Origin of the sequence: Tepidibacillus sp. HK-1, assembly GCF_001748485.2 — a bacterium.
Taxonomy (GTDB): Bacteria; Bacillota; Bacilli; order Tepidibacillales; family Tepidibacillaceae; genus Tepidibacillus_B; species Tepidibacillus_B infernus.
This window is the reverse complement of record NZ_BDGM02000020.1, coordinates 17,809-39,025: the sequence shown is the minus strand read 5'-3', so window position 1 is coordinate 39,025 and position 21,217 is coordinate 17,809. Positions and strand designations below refer to the sequence as shown.

Below are 21,217 nucleotides of genomic sequence, written 5' to 3'. Positions count from 1 at the left end.
ATTTTAATTTTCATTAGAAAATGCCGGTAAGAAAATGTGAACCATAGTTCCAAGTCCTTGCTTACTTTTGAACTCCATTCTTCCTTGATGATTTTTAATAATACGATGACTAACCATGAGACCTAACCCAGTTCCTTTTTCTTTCGTCGTATAGAAGGGCTCACCTAGTTTAGATAACAATTGCTCTGGAATGCCTTGCCCTTCATCGATAAAACTAACTAGGATTTCATTCGTGTTCTCTACCCTGTTTAGTTTTATCATAATTTTTCCACCATCTGGCATTGCTTCTATGGCATTTTTCAATAAATTGATAAAAACTTGTTTTAACTGATTTTCTTCACATCGGATCATCGGTAGATCTGATTCAAAATCGGTGACGATTTCAACATTCGCCATAATGGCTTCAGACCCAAGTAAGGTAATTACATGCTGTAATAATTCTTCCACAGATTTCTTTTGTAATTGAATTTCTTGAGGTTTTGCTAGCATCAATAGCTCACTGATAATCGTTTCAATTCGTTTTAATTCAGAGAGCATAATCTGATAGTATTCTTCTTTTTCTGTTGCACCTGACTGTAAAATCTGTGTAAATCCTTTAAGAGAAGTTAAAGGATTACGAATCTCATGTGCGATTCCTGCTGCTAATTGACTAATGGCTGATAGTTTTTCGGATTTTCTAATCATCTCTTCCGCTCTTTTTCGTTCAAAAATATCTCGAGCAACAATTTGAATGCTGGATTTACCTTCATATTGAATGGGAATAGCAAGAACTTCTACATAAATAACTCGTCCATCTAAGGAAATAAATCTTCTTTCTAAGTAATCAACGCAAGGTTTTTCTGTCATGACCTGTTTCATTTTCTTTGCGACTATTTGATGTTCATCTGGGTGAATAAAATCGTAGATAGATCTTCCGATTATTTCTTTCTCTTTTCCTATTGCACCAAGTAATTGTCGGCCCGTGGTATTTACATAGGACCATACCCCATCAGTAGAAACAGCAATCATATCAGGGGAATGTTCTATTAAAAGCCGATATCGTTCTTTACTATTCCTAAGTTCCCTTTCTATTCTCTTTCTCTCTATCATCTCTCTTCGTAATTTTTTATACATAATGGTGATTTGGCTTTTACTTATTTCAGCTTGGGAAAACAATTGGTGCATATTTTGAATGAGCCCGATTAATACGATGAAATAGCTCAAATTTTTTAAAATATGAGAAACAGCTAAATCAATGATTTCGTCTGAAAATAGTAAAATAAGTTCAGCTTTAAAACTAAAAATAAAGGATAAAATGAGCCAATGATCAAAGTTCTTGTTCTTCCATTCTCCTTTTTGAATATAGCCAAGGATGAGAAAAAAATACAAAAATGTTGGAGAATTATTTAAGATGTCAAATGGAAGAGTGGTCTTCTCGATATTCCCTAATATGAAATGATCTTTTAGAAAAAACGAATGAGGAGAAAAAATAGAAAAAATTAAACTTGTGATAATCATAATAAAAGCGATCAAATATATATAATAATTTTTAAGTTTTCCTCTGTCCCAAAGCTTGTTCTCTTTTTGCCAGGAAAAATAACTGAGTAGTAAAAGGATAGGCAAAAAAATGCGTGAGGTCAAGTAACACCATGTTGTAATGGAAGGTAATTTATCAATATGTTTGATGAAAGATGTAGAAGTTAGGATTCCATGAATACCTTGTAATAATGCTGTACCAATATATCCTGTGCTTAACAAAAGAAATGTATTATTTTTTTTGCTATAAAATCTTGTCAATGCGATAACTCCAACGAAAAAGGATAGAATTGATCCAAATGTCTCTATATGAGTGTGAAGATTTATGCTTCTTTCCATATGCAGTTTACTAATAATAAAGTAGAATATGGTTAGAAAGATATAGGTAAACAAATAAATATTTAGCCTATTTACAGTGTTCATTCTTTTATTTCCTCATCCTTTATAGCTAGTAAGTAAGACCTATGACAAAAAGACTATTTTAAGTATATCTTCGACAAGATCCTTCAAAATACTTTTAATTTTTAATTAAAGGAAATATTTAAAATAGAATAGACCACAGCTTCTAGCTAAGTTGCATGATTTCCTGATGTGTCTGTGGTGGAATATTTGGCCCTGATCTAACAACAGTTTCTACATACTTTACAACTTTCCCCTCGGTCTCTGCAAAGGACTCTTCCCACTTTCTTAAAGCTTCAATATATTGTAATTCTAAACCCGGTGCAATTTGTCGAATAACCACAGTATGTTCTGTTTCTTGTCTTTTCCAAAATTCAGCTTCATCTAATATTCTTAATGGCATCATATCTCCATAATAGAATTGCATGATCATCCTCTCCCTTTTTAAAAAATGGATTCCAATTCATTCTATTTGATGTCATGGATTAGGAACCATTTTTTAATCAAATTTTTTAACCAAATAAAAAAAGCATATAATATACTATGCTTTTTGAAATTAACCCCCTTCTTTAGAAGAGGGTTTTTGTTTATACGTTAACTAAAAATAGAATTAAAAAATCCCACTTGCTTCAATGCGTTGAATTGCTTCTTTTAAACGTTTTATTTCTTGTACTAAGCCAATACGAACATATCCTTCACCATGAATACCAAACGCATCACCAGGAATAACAACGACACCTGTTTTATCCAAAAGCTCTATGGCAAAGCGATATGAAGTCCATCCTTTTGGAATTGGCGCCCATACAAACATCGTTGCTTTTGGTTTATCCATTTTCCAACCTAATTGATTTAATCCATCAACTAGAACGTCTCTTCTTTCTTGGTAAACTTTGTAGGATTGATTTGGTGATTGGATGTCACGTTGTAAAGCTTTTGTAGCCAAGATCTGCACCGCTTCAAAAACACCAAAATCAATATTGGATTTAATCATCATTAAAGGATTGATGATTTCAGCATTTCCTACCACATAGCCAACTCTTACACCAGCCAAATTAAAGCTTTTAGACAAAGAATTAAACTCAATTCCTACCTCTTTTGCTCCCTCAGCTTCTAAAAAACTGTGTGGTCGATATCCATCAAAAGATAATTCGGAATAAGCCATATCATGTGCGACAATGATGTCATATTGCTTAGCTAATGCAACAACTTCTTGGAAAAAATCAATAGGCGCTACAGCAGACACTGGATTACTTGGATAATTAAGGATCATAAGCTTTGCCTTTTGTAAAACTTCTTTTGGAATATTAGAGAAATCAGGAAGGAAATCATTTTCTTGGAGTAAAGGCATTGGATATAAGGTTCCTCCAGCTAAATGAACACTCCCTGAATAAATAGGATAACCAGGATCTGGGACTAACACAATATCTCCATCATCAACAAACCCTTGTGCTAAATGAGCAAGGCCATCTTGAGAGCCCATTAAAACTAAAACCTCTCCATGAGATGGGTCGATTTGAACTCCGAAGCGAAATTGATACCAATCAGCAATGGCTTGCTTAAATTGATCATTTCCTTGAAAGCTAGGATAGCCATAGACTTCAGGTTTCTTTACAGCTTCTATCAATTCTTTTATTAACTCTGGATCAGGTGGCCGATCTGGACTTCCTATTCCAAGATCAATGATATCTATTCCTTTTTTTATTAAATCTTTTTTTCTATTTGCCATTTCCGTAAAAATGGCTGATGAAAGTTTTTCAATGCGTTTTGAAGGAATAATCTTCATAACATCTTTCTCTCCCCTTTTTTTACTCTGTTTAGCCTAGAGTTGTGAGTTTTTTTAATATTTTACCTGTTACTTAGTAGAAATGCACGATAAATTTTTATTTTTTAAGAGGTGGAATCTGAAAGCTCTTTCACCTTTAATTGAAGTGCAAGAAACTATTTTTCCACGATCCATATAGTTATCATATGTATAGCGCTTATAATTTTTCCATTTTGGCTTTTTATCAATATTTATGATCTACTTTTTACTAGGATCGATTGGGATGTTTTTATTAAATTTGTTTTAGACAAAGAGTAGATCAACAAAGCGGTCCAGATAAAAATAAAACCCCAAGAGTGCACTTGAGTAAAAGTTTCTTTAAAAACAAATATTCCAAGAATCAAGGTAATGGTTGGTGAAATATATTGCAAGAAACCAAGAGTTGATAGTTCAATACGTTCAGCACTTTTTGCAAACCATAATAAAGGTGTAGCAGTGGCGACTCCAGAAGCTAACAGTAAAAAAGTTGTAGTTAATGATATGTTACCTAAGGCACCAATTCCTTCTGATTGCTTTAATATAATATAGCTAAGAGCGACTGGGAACAAAACGGTAGTTTCTACTGCAAGCCCGACTGTTGAATCGACATGCACCATTTTCTTTAACAAACCGTAAAAACCGAAGCTTAATGCCAACGTAAATGCAATCCATGGTATACGACCATATTGAATGGTTATGATGGAAACACCAATAATAGCGAATGCCAATGCGATTCCTTGCCAACGATTCAATCTTTCTCTTAACACGATAACACCTAACAAAACAGTAATTAATGGGTTGATATAATAGCCTAAGCTTGCTTCAACTACATGATCAGCATTCACTGCCCAAATATAAGTAAACCAATTGATTCCAATTAAAATTGAAGCAAGAGAAATGAAGAGAATATTTCGTTTATTAGAAAGTGTAGTCTTAATCATCTGCAGATTTCTATAAACAAGTAGTAGTCCTATTACAAAAACAAAAGACCAGACGATTCGATGTGCTAATATTTCGGAAGCAGGTACTTGCTTTAGTAATTTCCAATACAACGGTAGAATTCCCCATGCTGTATAAGCTAAGATACCATATATCATTCCAGCCTCTTTTTGATTATTCATTTATAATTTGCTCCTTTTAATTCAATTTACATATATAGATGATAACGCTACTCTATCTCCTTCAAAAATTATACCACTTTCAGGCAAATCATAAAAAATATTTTTAACCGATTGGTATATTCGGGACAATTGGATGTAATTTACCAAAAAAACCAAGGGCAATTAATATAAGGAGGAGAACAAAAACTGAAAAATGATTGTCAGGTGTTGGAATGAGATACCGATCTTTCCGAGCCATTTTTCTTCCTCCTAACGCTTAGATTTCTTTTGAAATAGAGAAATAAATTCTTGAAACGTGTGATCATCCATATTGATAATTTGACCAATATCCTCTAGAAATTCACCGTATAAAATGACAGAGAGTGTCCCTTTTCGAGTAATTTGAATACTATTTACACTTAATATTCCAGATAACAATAGAGCTGCAGTTATCATTTCTAAACGATTATACTTCCATAAGTTTTTCGTATTAAAAGGGTTTTGATGTCCAGGATTTTGTTTTTTGTTTTGTCGTCGCGCCATCCTATTCACTCTCCTTACTAAAAGGATATGCAATAAAAAGTGAATTTGTTTTGAATAAAACATCTGATTTGAATATCAGATCCTTTCTGAAGGTATAATATTTTGGTAATATCTAGATTTTATTTATGTAGAAATTTAGAAGGAAAATAGAGGGTGAAACTATTGTATTTTGGTAGTCATGTGAGCATTCGTAAAGGATATCTAGGGGCAGCGGTTGCAGCAAAAACGATTGGAGCCAAAGCCTTTCAATATTTTCCGAAAAACCCTCGAGGTTTAACGATTAAGAAATTTGATCGAACCGATGCAGAACGCTGCGCAGCCTTCACAAAAGTGCATGGTCTAATAACGATCGCCCATACTTCCTATCCTGTAAATTTGGCAACAGAAGGAGACAAACAGAAAAAGATTATTCAATCTATTCTCAATGATTTAGAGATTGTAGAAGCTTGTCAATCGATTGGATTAGTGGTTCATTTTGGTGTCTACAAAGGAAAAGATCTATTACAGGGATATAAAAATATCATATCATCACTAAATATGGTGTTGAATCAATGGAATGGGAAAGCCTTGATTTTATTAGAAAATCAAGCAGGACAAAGTGCAAAAATGGGAATGACGTTAGAAGAATTGGTTTACATTCGTAATTTGGCTGATTCCCCTGAAAAAATAGGGTTTTGCTTGGATACTTGTCATGCATTTGCAAGTGGTTTATGGAATGGGGAAAACTGGGATGCATTACTTGAAAAAGGAAAACATCTGGGTTACTTTGATCACTTGAAAGCCATTCACCTGAATGATTCCATGTTTCCTACCGGTTCTTATCGGGATCGCCATGCAAATATTGGCAAAGGATATGTTGGAGAAAAAGGTTTTAAGCAATTTCTGAATACTAATTTGCTAAACAACTTACCCCTTATCCTAGAAACTCCTGAGTCTTCTCAATATACTCATCAACAAGAGATTGACTATTTAAAGAAATTAGTCAGTAAAGATAAATAACAAAAGTGAAGCATGATTTCAACTACGATTCCTTTTGTGGGTCATACTTTCCTATTTAAAATATTCCCTATTGCGAATAAAAAGTCGCCAATGCCAGATGAATCCTGGTAGGAGTATTAAGGTACTAATAATATAAGAATAAATCAAGGCCCGATACTTGGCTTCATTGGTAATGCTTTCGCTAATGGTTGCTGGATAGATTAAGTATGGTAAGTGAGCAGTCCCATAGGCATAGCTGGCTAGTAAATATTGAAAAATAGTACCAATTACATCATTTTATCTCTTTAATTAGAACAACATTTAACGATCGAAAAGAAAAGATTTCACAACAGCGAAGTATTCGCGAATATAAAGATTGGGCAATACATAAATAGGTGTCTTAGCAGGTAGTCCAGTAGGTTCAAATCCAATTCGTCTAGCTAAAAGCTTTGCACGGAATAGATGAAAATCACTGGTCACAATCAGAATTTTAAGAGGTTCCTTTTCACCCTTTTTTAACAACAAATCCTTGCTAAATCGGAAATTTTCCATTGTGCTTGTGGATTGATCTTCGGTCAGAATTCGCTCTTTGTTAATCCCTTGTTCCACCAGATACTTTTTCATTGCCTCTGCTTCTGATATTGTTTCTCCAAAACCTTTTCCTCCAGTTACAACAACGGGAAGGTCAGGATACTTGCTTAGGTAATCAATACTGGTGTTAAGGCGTTCCAACAACGTTAAAGTGAGTTGATCATCATGTAGCCCAGATCCTAGGACAATCATATAATCTGCATCTACCTTATTTGTAGGATGTGCTGACATAAAAATTAAGGTTACTATCCAAATAAAGGAGGCCAACCAAATCATGATGAAGAGGGTTACTATTTTTTCAAGACGTTTAAACATAGAATACCAAGAACTTCTCTCATGAACCGGGTACTGGATCTTTAACTTGAAATATCCCCAAGCAATTAGGAGGATTCCCGCCCCAGCAGGAAAAAGGGTTCCAAAATTAATTCCACCGCCAACCAAGAGTAAGAAGATAAAATCCAATATACCAATCAAACCAATGATGATTAAAGTTCTACCTGCCATTTCTTTTTATAACAACCTTTCTACTTTTTCTGTTTTTATTTTTTAGATTAGTCTTCGTATTTGTCAATTTTTACAGCAGCCACTTTATATTCTCCAGTATGACTAATAGGATCAAATGCACCATTCGTTAAAACATTGGTAGGTACTTCCCGATGATGAAAAGACATCCAGATCATCTTTTCAGAAACCTTATCAGTTACTTCGATAGCAGTGACTAATTCTCCTCTTCTTGATACAATTTTAATTCTATCACCCGTTTTTACATCTAATTTCATAGCATCCTTCGGATGAATCATCGCTCTTTCCTCTGGATGATAGGTTTTAAGGCTAGGCGAATATTGTGATGTTACATTATAATGATGAAGCCTTCGACCTGTAGAAAGAAGAAATGGATATTCTTCATCAGTTTCCTCTGCAGGAGGAAGGTGTTCGATTCCTTTAAATGTTCCTTTTCCTTTACTAAATTGGCCTATATGTAATACGGGTGTTCCAGGATGAGCCTTCGTTGGACAAGGCCATTGTAGCCCTTTCTCTTCTAAACGAGTATAATCCATTCCCCTATAAATTGGCGTAAGAGTAGCCATCTCGACAAAAATCTGTGATGGTGAATCATAGTTCATTGGGTATCCCATCCTAGTTGAAAGCTCGGAAATGATTTGCCTGTCAGGTTTAGAATTGCCGATGGGTTCAATTGCTTTTCTTACTCTTTGTACACGTCTTTCTGAATTAGTAAATGTGCCATCTTTTTCAGCAAAACTAGAGGCAGGTAAAATTACATTAGCCAACTGAGCAGTTTCTGTCATAAACAGGTCTTGGACCACGAGGAAATCAAGGCTTTCTAGAACTTTACGAACATGATTTCCATCTGGATCTGTTAAGACTGGATCCTCGCCTATAATATACATTGCTCGAATAGACCCTAAAATCACAGCATCAAACATCTCTGGTATGGTTAATCCTACCTTACTAGAAATATCTACTCCCCAGCTTTTAGAAAATTGTTTTCTTGCTTCCTCATTAAATACTTTCTGATAACCAGGTAATACATCAGGTAATGCACCCATATCACAGGCTCCTTGAACATTATTCTGACCTCGTAATGGGTTTACTCCTACTCTTTCTCTTCCTAAATGACCCGTCAACATGGCTAAATTGGCTATATTCATTACATTCATGGTTCCTACAATATGTTCTGTGATACCAAGTGTATAACAAATGATTGCATCACGATTAGAAGCATATAAGCGAGCAGCTTCTTCAATTAGTTCTATAGATATCCCAGTAATTTGAGCTACTTTTTCAGGTGTATATTCAGAAACAACTTCAATTAATTCTGCAAGATTTTCCGTACGTTGATTGACGAAGTCTTTATCCCATAGCTCTTCTTTAAGAATCGTATGCATGATACCGTTTAACAAGGCAATGTCTGTTCCAGGTTTAAGGGGAAGCCATAGATCAGCCATCTCTGCCATTTCCGTTCTTCTTGGATCGATCACAATTAGTTTGGCACCATTTCGTATCGCTTTTTTCATTTTCACACCTAAAATTGGATGTGCTTCTGTAGGATTAGAACCAATTAAGAAAATGAGATTTGTATTTTCAATATCCTCGAATGAGTTTGTCATTGCTCCACTACCAAATGAAGTGGCAAGACCTGCCACTGTTGGAGCATGTCAAGTACGGGAACAGTGATCGATGTTGTTGTTGCCAATCACTGCTCTCATCCATTTTTGCATCAGATAGTTTTCCTCGTTCGTGCAACGAGCTGAACTTAAAGCGCCAATTGAATCGCTCCCATATTTATTTTTAATCGCACTTAATTTTTCAGCCACTAGGGATAGTGCCTCATCCCAACTCGCTTCTACAAAAACACCATCTATTTTAATTAAAGGAGATGTAAGTCTTTCTTCACTATGAATAAAATCTGTACCAAAACGCCCTTTTACACAAAGATGGCGACCATTGACAACGCTTGTGGGATTGGAAGTAACACCAATCACTTTTCCATCTTTCACATTTAAATCAAAGTTGCAGCCTACCCCACAAAAGGGGCAAGTCGTTTTTACTTTTTCAACTTCCCAACTACGCCCTTTACCAATCATGTTTTTTTCTAAAAGGGATCCTGTTGGACAAACGGCGACGCAACTTCCACAAAAGACACAATCTGATTCGGCTAACGTCGTATCCATTGCAGTGGAAATTTTCGTATCAAAACCACGAAAAGCAAAATGTAAGATACTTCTACCTTGCACTTCGGAACAGACCCTTACACATTTACCGCAAACAATACATTTATTCATATCTCTTACAATGAATGGATTATCGTCCTCAATGGGGTACTGATGTTTTCTGCCTTCAAAACTACTATGTTTAACTTGGTATTCATAGGCATATTGCTGAAGCAAGCAATCCCCATTCTTTTGACAAGTCAAACAATCTAGTGGATGATCAGTTAGGTATAAGTCAAGAATCATTTTTCTAGATTCTACGACAGCTTCTGAGTGAGTCTTAACGATCATCCCTTCTGTTACTATTGTGCTACAAGAGGTTGGTAAATTCCTCATCCCTTCTATTTCTACGACACACATCCGACAAGAACCAGACAAGCTTAATTCTGGATCATAACATAAGGCAGGAATATGGATCCCTACTTGTTCTGCTGCTTGCATCACAGTGGTCCCTGATGGAACGGTTACCTTTCTACCATCAATCGTTAATGTGATATGATTCATACCGTTAAGCCTCCCCCTATACTCGAATTACCGCATCAAATTTGCAGGTCTCTATACAAACTCCACATTGAATACACACATTTGGATCAATTATATGAGGTTTCTTTACCGAACCAGAAATGGCATGAACAGGGCAGTTTCGAACACAAGCGGTACAACCAATACATTTTTCCTGATCAATCTGGTAGGTTAATAGACTCATACATACACCTGCCGGACAGCGTTTTTGCTCAATATGGGCAATATATTCGTCGCGAAAATATCTTAATGTTGACAACACAGGATTTGGAGCGGTTTGGCCTAGACCACATAAGGAAGTGGTCTTCATCACTTTTGCTAGTTTTTCTAAAGTATACAAATCTTCTATTTTTCCTTCTCCTGTAGTAATTCGGGTTAAAATTTCAAGCATTCTCGTTGTTCCTTCGCGACATGGGGTACATTTACCACATGATTCGCTTTGGGTGAATGTAAGAAAATACCTTGCGACATCGACCATACAGGTTGTTTCATCCATCACTACAAGTCCACCTGATCCCATCATCGCTCCAACTTCAATTAAAGAGTCATAATCAACAGGGAGGTCTAGTTGTTTTTCCGGCAAACATCCTCCTGAAGGACCACCGATTTGAACTGCTTTAAAACGTTTATTGTTTTGAACACCCCCACCTATATCAAAGATAATTTGTCTTAGGGTAGTACCCATTGGGACTTCGGCTAATCCAGTTCTTGCTATTTTACCTGTCAGACTAAATACCTTGGTTCCTTTACTATTCTCTGTTCCTATTGAAGTGTACCAGTCTACTCCTTTACGAAAGATAAGAGCTACATTCGCATAGGTCTCCACATTGTTATTATTCGTAGGGGATAGCCATAGGCCATTTACAGCTGGAAAAGGAGGACGAAGTCGAGGCATTCCCCTTTTTCCTTCAATTGAATTTAGTAATGCTGTTTCTTCTCCACAGACAAACGCTCCAGCCCCCATTTTGATATGAATCTGGAAGTCAAAAGAGGTATTCAATAGATGGCCCCCTAAAAATCCGTGCTGTTCAGCGTTAGAGAGAGCTGTTTTTAACCGTTTTATAGCCAAAGGATATTCTGCACGGACATAGATATATCCTTCATTGGCTCCAATGGCATATCCAGCAATGATCATTCCTTCTATTACAGCATGGGGATCTCCTTCAAGAATGCTTCTGTCCATAAAGGCTCCTGGATCTCCTTCATCGGCATTACAAACAATATACTTTTGTTCTCCCTTTGCATCTTTGGTAAACTGCCATTTCAATCCAGTGGGAAATCCTCCACCACCACGGCCACGAAGACCAGATTTTTTTACCTGTTCAATTACTTCGTCTGGGTTCATTTGAAGTACTCTTTTTAGTCCTTTATAGCCACCAGTTAAGAGATACTCCTCAATAAGTTCAGGGTTCATTCTTCCACAACGAGCAGTGACCTCACGGCTTTGGTTGATATAGAACTTCGATTCTTCCATGAGTGGAATTTCGTGAATGGTTGAAACTTGATCGACTTGAAATTGAAATTCTGCCCATTCTATGATGGGTTGGCCACCTATAATATGGTCATCAATGATTCGTTCTACTTTGTCAGGGGTTATATTACCATACATAATGGCAGGATGGTTCGGCAAAGCAACTTCTACATTAACCTCCCGATAACACATACCAATACAGCTTGTAAAGTCTATATCTAATTCTAAGCCCCTTCTTAGAACTTCTTTCTCGATAGCCTCTTTCACCTTCTCAGCCCCCGCTGCTATTCCACAGGTCCCCATTCCTATGGTAATCCGAGGCTTAATTGGATCTTTCAATGGTACTCTCCCCTTTATTCGTAATGATTTAGTATTTCATTGATCTTATCTCGCGTTAATCTCCCAAATGTCTCATCATTGATCATCATGACAGGAGCTAGTCCACATGCTCCCAAACATGCGACAGACTCTAATGTGAACCTTTCGTCCTGTGTTGTTTCCCCTTTCTTAATGCCTAGTTCTTGTTCAAGGATTTCTAGAAGGTGTGTTCCCCTGCTAACATGACAAGCTGTTCCTGAACAAATACGAATAAGATGGCGACCATGTGGTTGTAATTTAAATTGGGCATAAAAGGTAGCTACTCCAAACACTTCGCTAAATGGGATACGAAGCGATTTTGCTATTTTTTCCATTGCCTTTTTTGGTAAATATCCATAGAGTTCTTGTGTGGCCTGTAAAGTTGGAATTAACGCCCCTTTTTGTTTCTTATACTGTTGCAGAATTTGATCAAGTTCTCTTTCTTTTTGATCCAACATCTCCCCTAGCACCTTTACTCCCTCCTATAATCTTGACTAGCAAAAATGATATAATCTAAAATTGTTAACGCTTACATTTACCTACATATTAGTTCGTTTGTTGAGAAATAATTCCTGCATTTTTCTAAAAATAAAAAAAATCATGATAATGTTGAGTAAATAAAAAACAGGCTATCAGTAGTGCGATGCCTGTTTATATGTTATTTTGTTATTTGTTATTTGTCCCAGTAATAAAGGCCAACATTTTTACGAGCTAATTGAACATAATGCGAAGCAGTCTCCCTTGCTTTGTTTGCTCCTTTTTGCAATATGTTCATCACTTCTCCTCTGTCGTTTGCATACCCCTCACGTTTTTCACGATAGGGGCGGAAATATTCCCAAATCATGCTGAATAGCTCTTTTTTTACTTCTCCATATTTTAATCCAGGGGTAAGGAAACGATCTTTTAATTCTTCTTTTTCAGCTGGATTTAGAAATAAGGAATAAATCTCATATAAGGTATTGTTTTCAATTGGCTTTGGTTCATCAACAGGAGTTGTATCTGTTACGATAGACATTACTTTTTTTCTTAATGTTTCTTCATCTGCAAAGATCTCAATCGTATTGCCGTAGGATTTGGACATTTTTTGTCCATCGATTCCTGGAACGGTAGCGATCTCTTCTTCAATATCTTCCTCTGGTAAAACAAATGTTTCTCCATAGGTGGCATTAAAGCGTTCTGCAATATCTCTAGCAATCTCAATATGTTGTTTCTGGTCTTTTCCAACAGGAACCCTTTTTCCTCCATAAGCTAGAATATCTGCTGCCATTAAGACAGGGTAAGAAAACAATCCATGTGTGGCTGGAATTCCTTTTGCTACTTTATCTTTATAAGCATGTGCTCTTTCTAAAAGTCCCATACTTGTTACATTTGATAACAACCATGTAAGCTCCGTGACTTCTGGTACATCGGACTGTACCCAAAAAGTTGACTTTTCTGGATCCATTCCTAAAGCTAAAAAATCACAAGCGGCATTAAAAGTTCCCTCTTGTAACTTCTTAGCATCAAAGACGGAAGTTAACGCATGATAATTTACAATAAAAGCATATAATTCATTGTTTTCCTGATAGTCAACCATTCGTTTCATCATGCCAAAATAATTTCCTAAATGAAGTTTACCTGATGGTTGAATTCCCGATAAAATTCGCATCAAATCGTCACTCCTCAACAATCCTATCTTTTCCACTTTATAGCTTATTATTATATCGCAATTTTTGTTTTTTAAAAACCTAAATTGTCGGAGATTCGTTTTCCTTTTATTAAGTTTAGGATGACATGTGCTCCAATTCGACTTGTAACAGGACAGTAAGGTGCATAGGCTTGATCTAATACATCCGTCTAGAGAAATATAGATGATATTGACTCGTGGCTAGATGGTTCTCTCCTCTTACTTCTACAGCTTGCAAAGCACAAATTGCCTCAATTGCTAGAACCCGTCTCGTATTGGTAATGATCAGAGAGGCGTGTCGTGCGCTAATAGTTCCCATACTTACATGGTCTTCTTGGTTGGCTGAAGGCTGCCACATACTGCATAATCATGGCCCCAGATTGTAAGCCTGGTTCAGGACTTAAGAAAGGGGGTCAATGATCATTTAGCTGTGGATTAACTAATCTTTCTATACGACGTTTAGAGATATTGGCTAATTTTACGATGGCAATCGGTTGCCGCATTGATTTCAATTTCTAATTTTTCTTTCACATTTAGTACATCATCTTAGTGACCCATATACTAAATATTCTATTACGGTAATTGATAATATAAAAGGTAATCTAAAGAAAAATATGGTTCGCTTTTAGTATCGGGTCCTAACTCAAGCTTGGTTTTAACTGAAACGAGTAAAGGTAAAATAGTATCCTCAGAAGAATATAAAAAGTATAAAAAAGCTCTTGAAACGGAATTTAAAAGTGATAGAAAGCATAAACCTTGGGGTGTTTACTTCGTACCGAAGTGTACATAATGTTTGTGACGATCTCTATTTGAACAAGCAACCTAAAAAAGTCGGTTCCTTAAAGTAAGGAAATCGACTTTTTTAGGTTGAAATTCGCTTAACATACAAAATTTCCGAATGATGACGGTACCTCTATAACATGAATTAGATCACGATATAGTCCCTATTTGCTTGGTTATTATGAACTTTTAAAACCATCATAAAACCATCACTCACTTTATGATTTTAGATAAAATTATTTTATTTGTCTGTTGATTTGATGTATCGCTTGTCCTAAAGCGCCTTCTGCTGCTTCCATCACCATTTCTCCTAAGGTTGGGTGAGCATGAATTGTTAAGGCAATATCCTCCAAAGTTGCTCCCATCTCAATGGCTAGTCCGATCTCAGCAATCAGATTTGATGCCTCTGGTCCAACGACTTGTCCTCCTAACAACAAACCAGTTTCCTGATTGGCAACCAATTTTACAAAACCTGCATCTCCGGCATTCATTGATAAAGATCTACCATTTGCAGCATATGGGAATTTGCCAGTGATCACTTTTAATCCTTGCTCTTTTGCTTCTGTTTCATTTAGGCCTACACTTGCAATTTCTGGATCAGAGAAAACGACGGCAGGAATGGCTTTATAATCAATGGCACTTGGGTGACCTGCAATAGTTTCAGCTGCAACTTTCCCTTCGTAAGAAGCTTTATGTGCCAGTGCTGATCCAGGTACAATGTCTCCAATCGCGTACACATTTGGTACGCTTGTTTTGCATTGATGGTCGATTTCAATTAGACCCTTATCGGTCATTTTCATATTGATCGCATCAAGTCCAATCTCATCTGTATTTGGACGACGGCCGACAGTTACTAACACATAATCTGCAGTGATTTGTTTTTCTTCATTGTTTCTCGTCGTAAATGTGACCGTGATGTCATGATCTGTCTGCTTTGCCTCTTTTGCCATCGCATTGGTATAGACCTCAACTCCAAGCTTTTTAAGGTTGCGAGTAACAAGTCGAGACATTTCGGCTTCAAATCCGGGTAAAATTGAATCTAATCCCTCGATGACTGTGACCTTGGTTCCTAATTTTGCATAAGTTTGCCCTAACTCAATCCCTATATAACCGCCACCGATCACCATCATAGTTTTTGGTATCTCTTTTAGGGAAAGTGCTTCAGTTGAGGAGATAATTCTGCCACCATAAGGAAACGGTTTTAATTCAATTGGTCTTGAACCGGTAGCGATGATACAATGATTAAAACGATACCTACTACCTTCATAGCCACTGACGACACGGATTTCTTTTTCATTAACAAAAATCGCTTCACCTTTAACCCTTTCAACTTTGTTCCCTTTAAATAAAGAGCTTACCCCATCAGTCAGCTTTTTAACAACGCCTTCTTTCCATTCCTGAACTTTCCCATAGTCTATACTTATTCCTTCAGCCTGAATACCTATATTTGAGGCATGAGTCATTATTTCGTAATGATGAGCCGCAGAAATTAAAGCCTTTGATGGAATACATCCTCTATTTAAGCAAACGCCACCTACTTCATCCTTTTCTACAACGACAACTTTTTTTCCCAATTGAGCAGCTCGTATTGCAGCAACATATCCACCAGGCCCAGCGCCAATGACAACTACATCAACATCTTGTGTAAATTCACCAACAACCAAGTTTTACACCTCCATCACTAATAACTGTGGATCTTCTAACAGATCTTTGACATAGTTTAGGGCATATTGTGCCGTTGCCCCATCAATAATTCGATGATCAAAGCTTAAAGATAATGCCATCACATCTGCAGGCATCACTTCACCATGTTTGACTACTGGTTTCTTTGAAATGCGCCCCGTTCCTAAGATTGCAACTTCCGGATAGTTGATAACTGGAGTAAAGAACATTCCACCAGCAGATCCAATGTTTGTTATGCTAATAGAACTACCTTTCATTTCATTTGCTGCCAATCTTCCTTCTCTTCCTCTTGTTGCTAAATCCTTAATTTCAGCAGCAATGGTAAAAATACTCTTACGATCGGCATCTTTTACTACAGGTACGATTAAACCGTTCTCCGTATCAGTTGCAATCCCTATATGGTAATAGTTTTTATATACAATCTCTTCTTTCTCATCATCAACAGATGCCCTCAAAATTGGGTATTGGCGAACTGCGGCAACTAAAGCCTTTACAATGAATGGCAAATAAGTGACCTTAACTCCTTTTTTCTCCGCCAATGGTTTGATTTTCTCTCTAAATGCAACTAATTCTGTTACATCTACTTCATCCATTACGGTGACATGTGGTGCGGTATATACCGACTTCACCATAGCATTTGCGATGACTTTACGAATACCTTTTAATGGCACTCTTTCTTCTAAACCCTCAACTTGTACCGCTTGAGAAACAGCTGTTGGCGTTTTTGTTGGTTCAGCTGCTTTTGCAACAAATTGTTCAGTGGTTTGTACTGCTGTTTTACCAGCTATAAAATTCAAAATATCTTCGCTTGTTACTTGCCCATTACGCCCTGTGCCAGGAACTTGAGCAATGGAAATCCCTTTTTCCCTAGCAAGTTTACGGACACTTGGTGTAGCTAATACTTTGCGATCATCAACTGATGGTGAAACAGCATTAGGTATAGGAGTGTCTTGTTCCATTTTTTCCTTTTTAGGGACTCGTGGTTCATCGGCTATTTCTTTCTTAACATCATTATCAATGACTTCTTGATCTACAGCTTTTTTGTCTGCTGTTTCTGCAACGTTTCCTTGACCTTCTACTTTAAAAGTGATTAAGACATCGCCTACTACTGCTACTGCGCCTTCTTCCATCTTTAGCTCTAATACTTTTCCTTTGACAGGTGAAGGAATTTCAACAACAGCTTTATCATTTTGTACTTCCAATATGACTTGATCTTCTTCTACGATATCTCCTGGCTTTACATGCCATTTCATGATCTCCCCCTCATGGATACCTTCACCGATATCGGGGAGCTTAAATTCAAATACACCCATTCTTTTTTAACCTCCTTTTTTCTTTCCAATTAAAAATCAAGTACTTGTTCAATACCTTCGATGACCCGTGTTGGGTCTGGCAACCATTCATCTTCAATCATGCCAAACGGATATACGGTATCAGGTGAAGTCACACGAAGAACTGGAGCTTCTAAATACAGAATCCCTTTTTCAGTAATTTGAGCAATGATTTCTGCTGCTGCTCCTGATGTTCTTTGGGCTTCCTGTACAACAATTGCGCGATTTGTTTTTTCTACCGATTTTAAAACGGTCTCTGTATCGATTGGATTGATGGTACGAAGATCTATTACCTCAACCTTTACTCCACGTTTCTTCTCAATTTCCTCTGCCGCTTTTAATGAGGTGTGAACCATCGCTCCATATGTAATAATCGTTACATCTGTACCCTCACGAACGATATTGGCCTTGCCAATTGGAACGGTATATTCGCCTTCAGGCACTTCTTGACGGAAAGAACGATATAGTTTCATATGCTCCATAAAAAAGACAGGATCATTATCACGAATGGCTGAAATCAATAAGCCTTTAGCATCATAGGGGTTGGATGGAATAACTACCTTCAATCCAGGAGTTTGCATTAAATACCCCTCTAAACTGTCTGCATGTAATTCTGGTGTTTTTACTCCACCACCAAAAGGAGCTCTGAAGGTTATGGGGCTATGGAATCTACCATTGGTACGGTATCGAATGCGTGGAGCTTGCGCACAAATGGAGTCCATCGCTTCAAAAATAAAACCAATAAACTGAATTTCGGCAATTGGGCGATATCCCATTAATCCTAAACCGATTGCTAACCCTGCAATTCCTGATTCTGCTAAGGGGGTGTCAAAGACACGGTCTTCTCCAAATTCATCTTGCAATCCAGCTGTTGCCCGGAAAACACCTCCGTATTTTCCTACATCTTCCCCAAATAATAAGACGTTGGTATCTCTTGCTAATTCAACACGCATTGCATCAGTTATCGCTTGAATCATTGTCATTTGTGGCATTTTATTTTCCCTCCCTAGCAAATAAAGCTTTTTGTTCTTCTAAGTAAGGTGGAGTTACTTCAAACATGCTATCTAATAAACCAGAAATGGTCATTTTTTCATAAGCATCTGCTTTTTTTAATGCTTGGTTAATTTCTTCTTTTGTTTCTTCAATCAATTTGTCTTCCTCTTCCTCTGTCCAGATTCCTTTGTTTTTAAGGAAACGTCTATATCGGATGAGTGGGTCTTTTTCTTCCCATTCTTTTTCTTCTTCTTTAGAACGATACCTTGTTGGATCGTCTCCAGACATGGTGTGAGGACCAAAACGATAGGTTGAAACCTCAATAAGTGCTGGGCCCTCATCATTTTTAGCATCGTTTGCTGCCTCTGATACTATTTTATATACGGCTAAAACATCCATCCCATCCACTTGAGTAGCAGGGATTCCAACCGCAACTGCTTTTTGAGCTAAAGTTGCTGCAGCAGTTTGTTTTTCCCTAGGTACAGAGATGGCATAGTGGTTGTTTTGAATAATAAAGATGGCTGGTAAATTGAAAGCTCCAGCAAAGTTCATTCCCTCGTAAAAATCTCCTTGAGATGTACCGCCATCTCCAATAAACGTCATTGCTACTTTTTTTTTCTTTCTCTTTTTAATACCCATGGCAACACCTGCCATCTGAACGTACTGTGCACCAATAATTATTTGTGGGACAAAAGCTTGAACGTTTTCGGGGATTTCTCCACCATGTTGATGGCCACGAGACCAAAGAATAGCTTGGTATAGTGGCAATCCATGCATAATCATTTGTGGGATATCTCGATAGGTTGGTAAAATAAAATCTTCTTTGTCTATAGCGGATTCGCATCCGACCATGCTTGCTTCTTGACCAGCAACAGGCGCATAAAAACCAAGTCTTCCTTGCCTATTTAAACTGATTGCACGTTGATCCCAAATACGGGTAAATACCATTTTTTTCATTAAATCTCTTAATTGTTCATCACTTAGCTTTGGCATGGCTTCTTCATTAACCACATTTCCAGAGACATCAAGGATTGAAAAGGGTTCAATTCCTTCAATTTGACCTGATATAATTCTTCTCATGAAGCTCACCTCTTTTTTAAAAAATAAATCTCTATCATTTAAAATCTTCCCATTTGACGAATTTTTATCATGATTCTTGATGTAATTATTTTTTCATAAACAGACAAACTCATATTAAAGGAGAGATCATCAATGAACGATCAACAATATTACAAACGAACAATCATTAAGGAAGAAGTGGAATCAAAGTATTTAGAAGAGAGTAGAATGGGGATCATTTATCTTCCACCTGGTTATAATGAGCTATTGTCTTACCCTGTCTTTTATTGTCAGGATGGTGAACAATTTTTCAACTTCGGACGGATTGCGACTCAAGCTACTCGCCTGATATTAGATGAAAATATTGAACCGATGATTATTATTGGAGTAGAAATGAAAAAAAACGTAAGAACTTCAGAATATCATCCTGAAGGCTCACGTTTTCCAAATTATACTCGTTTTTTTGTGGAGGAGTTTGTTCCTTTTGTAGAAAATCGTTTTCCCATTAGACAAGAGGCAGATCAAAGAACTTTGGCTGGCGATTCTTTAGGTGTAACGGTTTCACTCCAACTTGCTTTAGACCACCCAAATCGATTTCGCAACATCCTTTCATTGTCAGGGGCCTTTTTTGAACCAAGTATTATCCGTATTCAGGCGGAACAAGATCTATCATGGCTTACGATGTATATGGTGGCTGGACTCGATGAAACGGCTGTGCAAACTGATGCTGGAACCTTTAACTTTTTGGAAATCAATCGAAAGACAAAAAAGCTTCTTGAGGAAAAAAAAGCTAACATTCATTATATTGAAAGACCTGGAACCCATATTTGGGGATTTTGGCAAAGAGAAATCCCAGATGCGTTACGTTTCTTTTTTGGTTCTATTGTGTAATATCGTATTTTGTTTTAAATTCAACCATCATTTTATTGATTTCATTTTCATGTAAAGTATCAAAGGATTGGGCGTTTTCATAGATAAGTTTATCACCATATTTATTCTTTAGTGCGATTTTCAAGTGAAAAAGAAACTCTTCTATGGATGAAACATTGGTTAACTCTTTTAAAGTAGTTATTTTTTCTGGCTGAATCGAGGGTACATTGAATTCCTCGATTCTCCCTCCTGAAGCGATCTCATAAAATTGTTGAACGAGTTTAGCCTTTTCCGCCCCAATTCCTAAAACATTGATGAAGGCATGGACAATAAAAGCCTTCAATTGGCGTCGTTGAGCAATTCCACAGAACTTTCTATGATTGATACTTAAGTCGTAGTCTCCTGGACAGTAGGAACCTTTTATCTCACCCTTTTCAATTCTTACAGGGTAGGATTGAAGGGTATCCTTAATCAGTTGAAAGATGATTTCAAAATCTTGCTGAAAACGGTATATTTGGCCTTTGATTGGCTGGATCAACGATATGTTTATAACACCATTGTCTAAAGGCACAGCTGCACCACCTGAGTGGCGAACCATCACTTCATACCCTTGATCATGAAGCCATAATTTTGCTTTACCTGCATGAGGTAATCGACTATCTCGTAATCCCATTACAAATGCTTTGGAATGTTGCCAAATATGGATTATTGGTTCATGTCCATCCCCGACTTTTTGGCATAACTCTTCTTCAAACGCAAAAGGATAGAGAATAGAGGGTATTCTTTCGTTTTTTATACGATCTATCACAATCGGCATTTTTAGCTC

At 36.9% G+C, this 21,217-nt stretch carries 18 protein-coding genes and 1 pseudogene; 2 read left to right on the top strand and 17 right to left on the bottom strand.

From position 1 onward, the window contains the following. Positions 1–3: 3 nt before the first annotated feature. From BEN26_RS10885 to BEN26_RS10865, 6 genes are all read right to left on the bottom strand, one after another. On the bottom strand, positions 4–1,854 hold the full coding sequence (locus BEN26_RS10885) for an ATP-binding protein (protein WP_255421892.1): 1,851 nt from the start codon (positions 1,852–1,854) through the stop codon (positions 4–6). A gap of 226 nt (positions 1,855–2,080) precedes the next feature. Continuing rightward, complete coding sequence (locus BEN26_RS10880) at positions 2,081–2,341, bottom strand: DUF2935 domain-containing protein (RefSeq protein ID WP_069800060.1); 261 nt, start codon at positions 2,339–2,341, stop codon at positions 2,081–2,083. 183 nt (positions 2,342–2,524) lie between these two features. Next, positions 2,525–3,697, bottom strand: a complete 1,173-nt coding sequence (locus BEN26_RS10875; protein WP_069800062.1) for an LL-diaminopimelate aminotransferase — start codon at positions 3,695–3,697, stop codon at positions 2,525–2,527. Positions 3,698–3,927: 230 nt separating this feature from the next. Further along, positions 3,928–4,836: an EamA family transporter RarD gene (gene rarD / locus BEN26_RS10870; RefSeq protein ID WP_069800064.1), complete on the bottom strand. Its 909-nt coding sequence runs from the start codon at positions 4,834–4,836 to the stop codon at positions 3,928–3,930. Between the two features lie 103 nt (positions 4,837–4,939). Beyond that, positions 4,940–5,074, bottom strand: a complete 135-nt coding sequence (locus BEN26_RS14135) for a hypothetical protein (protein WP_255421890.1) — start codon at positions 5,072–5,074, stop codon at positions 4,940–4,942. Positions 5,075–5,085: 11 nt separating this feature from the next. Next, the gene (locus tag BEN26_RS10865; protein ID WP_069800066.1) at positions 5,086–5,358 is read right to left on the bottom strand and encodes a hypothetical protein; all 273 of its coding nucleotides are present in this window, start codon (positions 5,356–5,358) and stop codon (positions 5,086–5,088) included. Between the two features lie 162 nt (positions 5,359–5,520). Here BEN26_RS10865 and BEN26_RS10860 point away from each other — a divergent pair, with 162 nt between their 5' ends. Then, positions 5,521–6,357 carry a deoxyribonuclease IV gene (locus BEN26_RS10860; protein ID WP_069800068.1) on the top strand — a complete coding sequence of 279 codons (837 nt, stop codon included), beginning with the start codon at positions 5,521–5,523 and terminating at the stop codon, positions 6,355–6,357. A 300-nt stretch (positions 6,358–6,657) separates the two neighbouring features. On the opposite strand, the gene BEN26_RS10855 is transcribed toward BEN26_RS10860, so the two are convergent. From BEN26_RS10855 to pdhA, 10 genes and pseudogenes are all read right to left on the bottom strand, one after another. Continuing rightward, positions 6,658–7,431: a YdcF family protein gene (locus BEN26_RS10855; RefSeq protein WP_069800070.1), complete on the bottom strand. Its 774-nt coding sequence runs from the start codon at positions 7,429–7,431 to the stop codon at positions 6,658–6,660. Positions 7,432–7,478: 47 nt separating this feature from the next. Continuing rightward, complete coding sequence (fdhF, locus tag BEN26_RS14130; protein ID WP_084818855.1) at positions 7,479–10,163, bottom strand: formate dehydrogenase subunit alpha; 2,685 nt, start codon at positions 10,161–10,163, stop codon at positions 7,479–7,481. A 16-nt stretch (positions 10,164–10,179) separates the two neighbouring features. Continuing rightward, entirely contained in the window at positions 10,180–11,991 is a 1,812-nt protein-coding gene (gene nuoF / locus BEN26_RS10845) for an NADH-quinone oxidoreductase subunit NuoF (protein ID WP_069800076.1), read from the bottom strand. Positions 11,992–12,005: 14 nt separating this feature from the next. Beyond that, positions 12,006–12,479: an NADH-quinone oxidoreductase subunit NuoE gene (gene nuoE, locus BEN26_RS10840; protein ID WP_220126428.1), complete on the bottom strand. Its 474-nt coding sequence runs from the start codon at positions 12,477–12,479 to the stop codon at positions 12,006–12,008. Between the two features lie 203 nt (positions 12,480–12,682). Then, on the bottom strand, positions 12,683–13,657 hold the full coding sequence (gene trpS, locus BEN26_RS10835) for a tryptophan--tRNA ligase (RefSeq protein ID WP_069800078.1): 975 nt from the start codon (positions 13,655–13,657) through the stop codon (positions 12,683–12,685). A 184-nt stretch (positions 13,658–13,841) separates the two neighbouring features. Next, positions 13,842–14,215: pseudogene (locus BEN26_RS10830) on the bottom strand (aromatic amino acid lyase); the annotation flags it as partial. Positions 14,216–14,691: 476 nt separating this feature from the next. Continuing rightward, entirely contained in the window at positions 14,692–16,119 is a 1,428-nt protein-coding gene (gene lpdA / locus BEN26_RS10825) for a dihydrolipoyl dehydrogenase (RefSeq protein WP_069800080.1), read from the bottom strand. Positions 16,120–16,122: 3 nt separating this feature from the next. Further along, positions 16,123–17,451 carry a 2-oxo acid dehydrogenase subunit E2 gene (locus tag BEN26_RS10820; protein WP_069800082.1) on the bottom strand — a complete coding sequence of 443 codons (1,329 nt, stop codon included), beginning with the start codon at positions 17,449–17,451 and terminating at the stop codon, positions 16,123–16,125. A gap of 29 nt (positions 17,452–17,480) precedes the next feature. Next, the gene (locus BEN26_RS10815) at positions 17,481–18,461 is read right to left on the bottom strand and encodes an alpha-ketoacid dehydrogenase subunit beta (protein WP_069800084.1); all 981 of its coding nucleotides are present in this window, start codon (positions 18,459–18,461) and stop codon (positions 17,481–17,483) included. Position 18,462: 1 nt separating this feature from the next. Continuing rightward, the gene (gene pdhA, locus BEN26_RS10810; RefSeq protein ID WP_069800086.1) at positions 18,463–19,542 is read right to left on the bottom strand and encodes a pyruvate dehydrogenase (acetyl-transferring) E1 component subunit alpha; all 1,080 of its coding nucleotides are present in this window, start codon (positions 19,540–19,542) and stop codon (positions 18,463–18,465) included. Positions 19,543–19,674: 132 nt separating this feature from the next. Here pdhA and BEN26_RS10805 point away from each other — a divergent pair, with 132 nt between their 5' ends. Then, positions 19,675–20,412: an alpha/beta hydrolase gene (locus tag BEN26_RS10805; protein ID WP_069800088.1), complete on the top strand. Its 738-nt coding sequence runs from the start codon at positions 19,675–19,677 to the stop codon at positions 20,410–20,412. On the opposite strand, the gene BEN26_RS10800 is transcribed toward BEN26_RS10805, so the two are convergent. Continuing rightward, the gene (locus BEN26_RS10800; protein WP_069800090.1) at positions 20,402–21,208 is read right to left on the bottom strand and encodes a lipoate--protein ligase family protein; all 807 of its coding nucleotides are present in this window, start codon (positions 21,206–21,208) and stop codon (positions 20,402–20,404) included. The two genes, BEN26_RS10805 and BEN26_RS10800, sit on opposite strands and share 11 nt — an antisense overlap. Positions 21,209–21,217: the final 9 nt, after the last annotated feature.

What these genes read in the sequence shown, in the direction of transcription:
- BEN26_RS10800 (WP_069800090.1), bottom strand. Translation starts at nt 21,208, where the DNA reads ATGCCGATTGTGATAGATCGTATAAAAAACGAAAGAATACCCTCTATT.
- BEN26_RS10820 (WP_069800082.1), bottom strand. Translation starts at nt 17,451, where the DNA reads ATGGGTGTATTTGAATTTAAGCTCCCCGATATCGGTGAAGGTATCCAT.
- BEN26_RS10880 (WP_069800060.1), bottom strand. Translation starts at nt 2,341, where the DNA reads ATGCAATTCTATTATGGAGATATGATGCCATTAAGAATATTAGATGAA.
- BEN26_RS10875 (WP_069800062.1), bottom strand. Translation starts at nt 3,697, where the DNA reads ATGAAGATTATTCCTTCAAAACGCATTGAAAAACTTTCATCAGCCATT.
- pdhA (WP_069800086.1), bottom strand. Translation starts at nt 19,542, where the DNA reads ATGAGAAGAATTATATCAGGTCAAATTGAAGGAATTGAACCCTTTTCA.
- BEN26_RS10815 (WP_069800084.1), bottom strand. Translation starts at nt 18,461, where the DNA reads ATGCCACAAATGACAATGATTCAAGCGATAACTGATGCAATGCGTGTT.
- BEN26_RS10865 (WP_069800066.1), bottom strand. Translation starts at nt 5,358, where the DNA reads ATGGCGCGACGACAAAACAAAAAACAAAATCCTGGACATCAAAACCCT.
- BEN26_RS10885 (WP_255421892.1), bottom strand. Translation starts at nt 1,854, where the DNA reads ATGGAAAGAAGCATAAATCTTCACACTCATATAGAGACATTTGGATCA.
- BEN26_RS14135 (WP_255421890.1), bottom strand. Translation starts at nt 5,074, where the DNA reads ATGGCTCGGAAAGATCGGTATCTCATTCCAACACCTGACAATCATTTT.
- trpS (WP_069800078.1), bottom strand. Translation starts at nt 13,657, where the DNA reads ATGCGAATTTTATCGGGAATTCAACCATCAGGTAAACTTCATTTAGGA.
- rarD (WP_069800064.1), bottom strand. Translation starts at nt 4,836, where the DNA reads ATGAATAATCAAAAAGAGGCTGGAATGATATATGGTATCTTAGCTTAT.
- BEN26_RS10805 (WP_069800088.1), top strand. Translation starts at nt 19,675, where the DNA reads ATGAACGATCAACAATATTACAAACGAACAATCATTAAGGAAGAAGTG.
- BEN26_RS10855 (WP_069800070.1), bottom strand. Translation starts at nt 7,431, where the DNA reads ATGGCAGGTAGAACTTTAATCATCATTGGTTTGATTGGTATATTGGAT.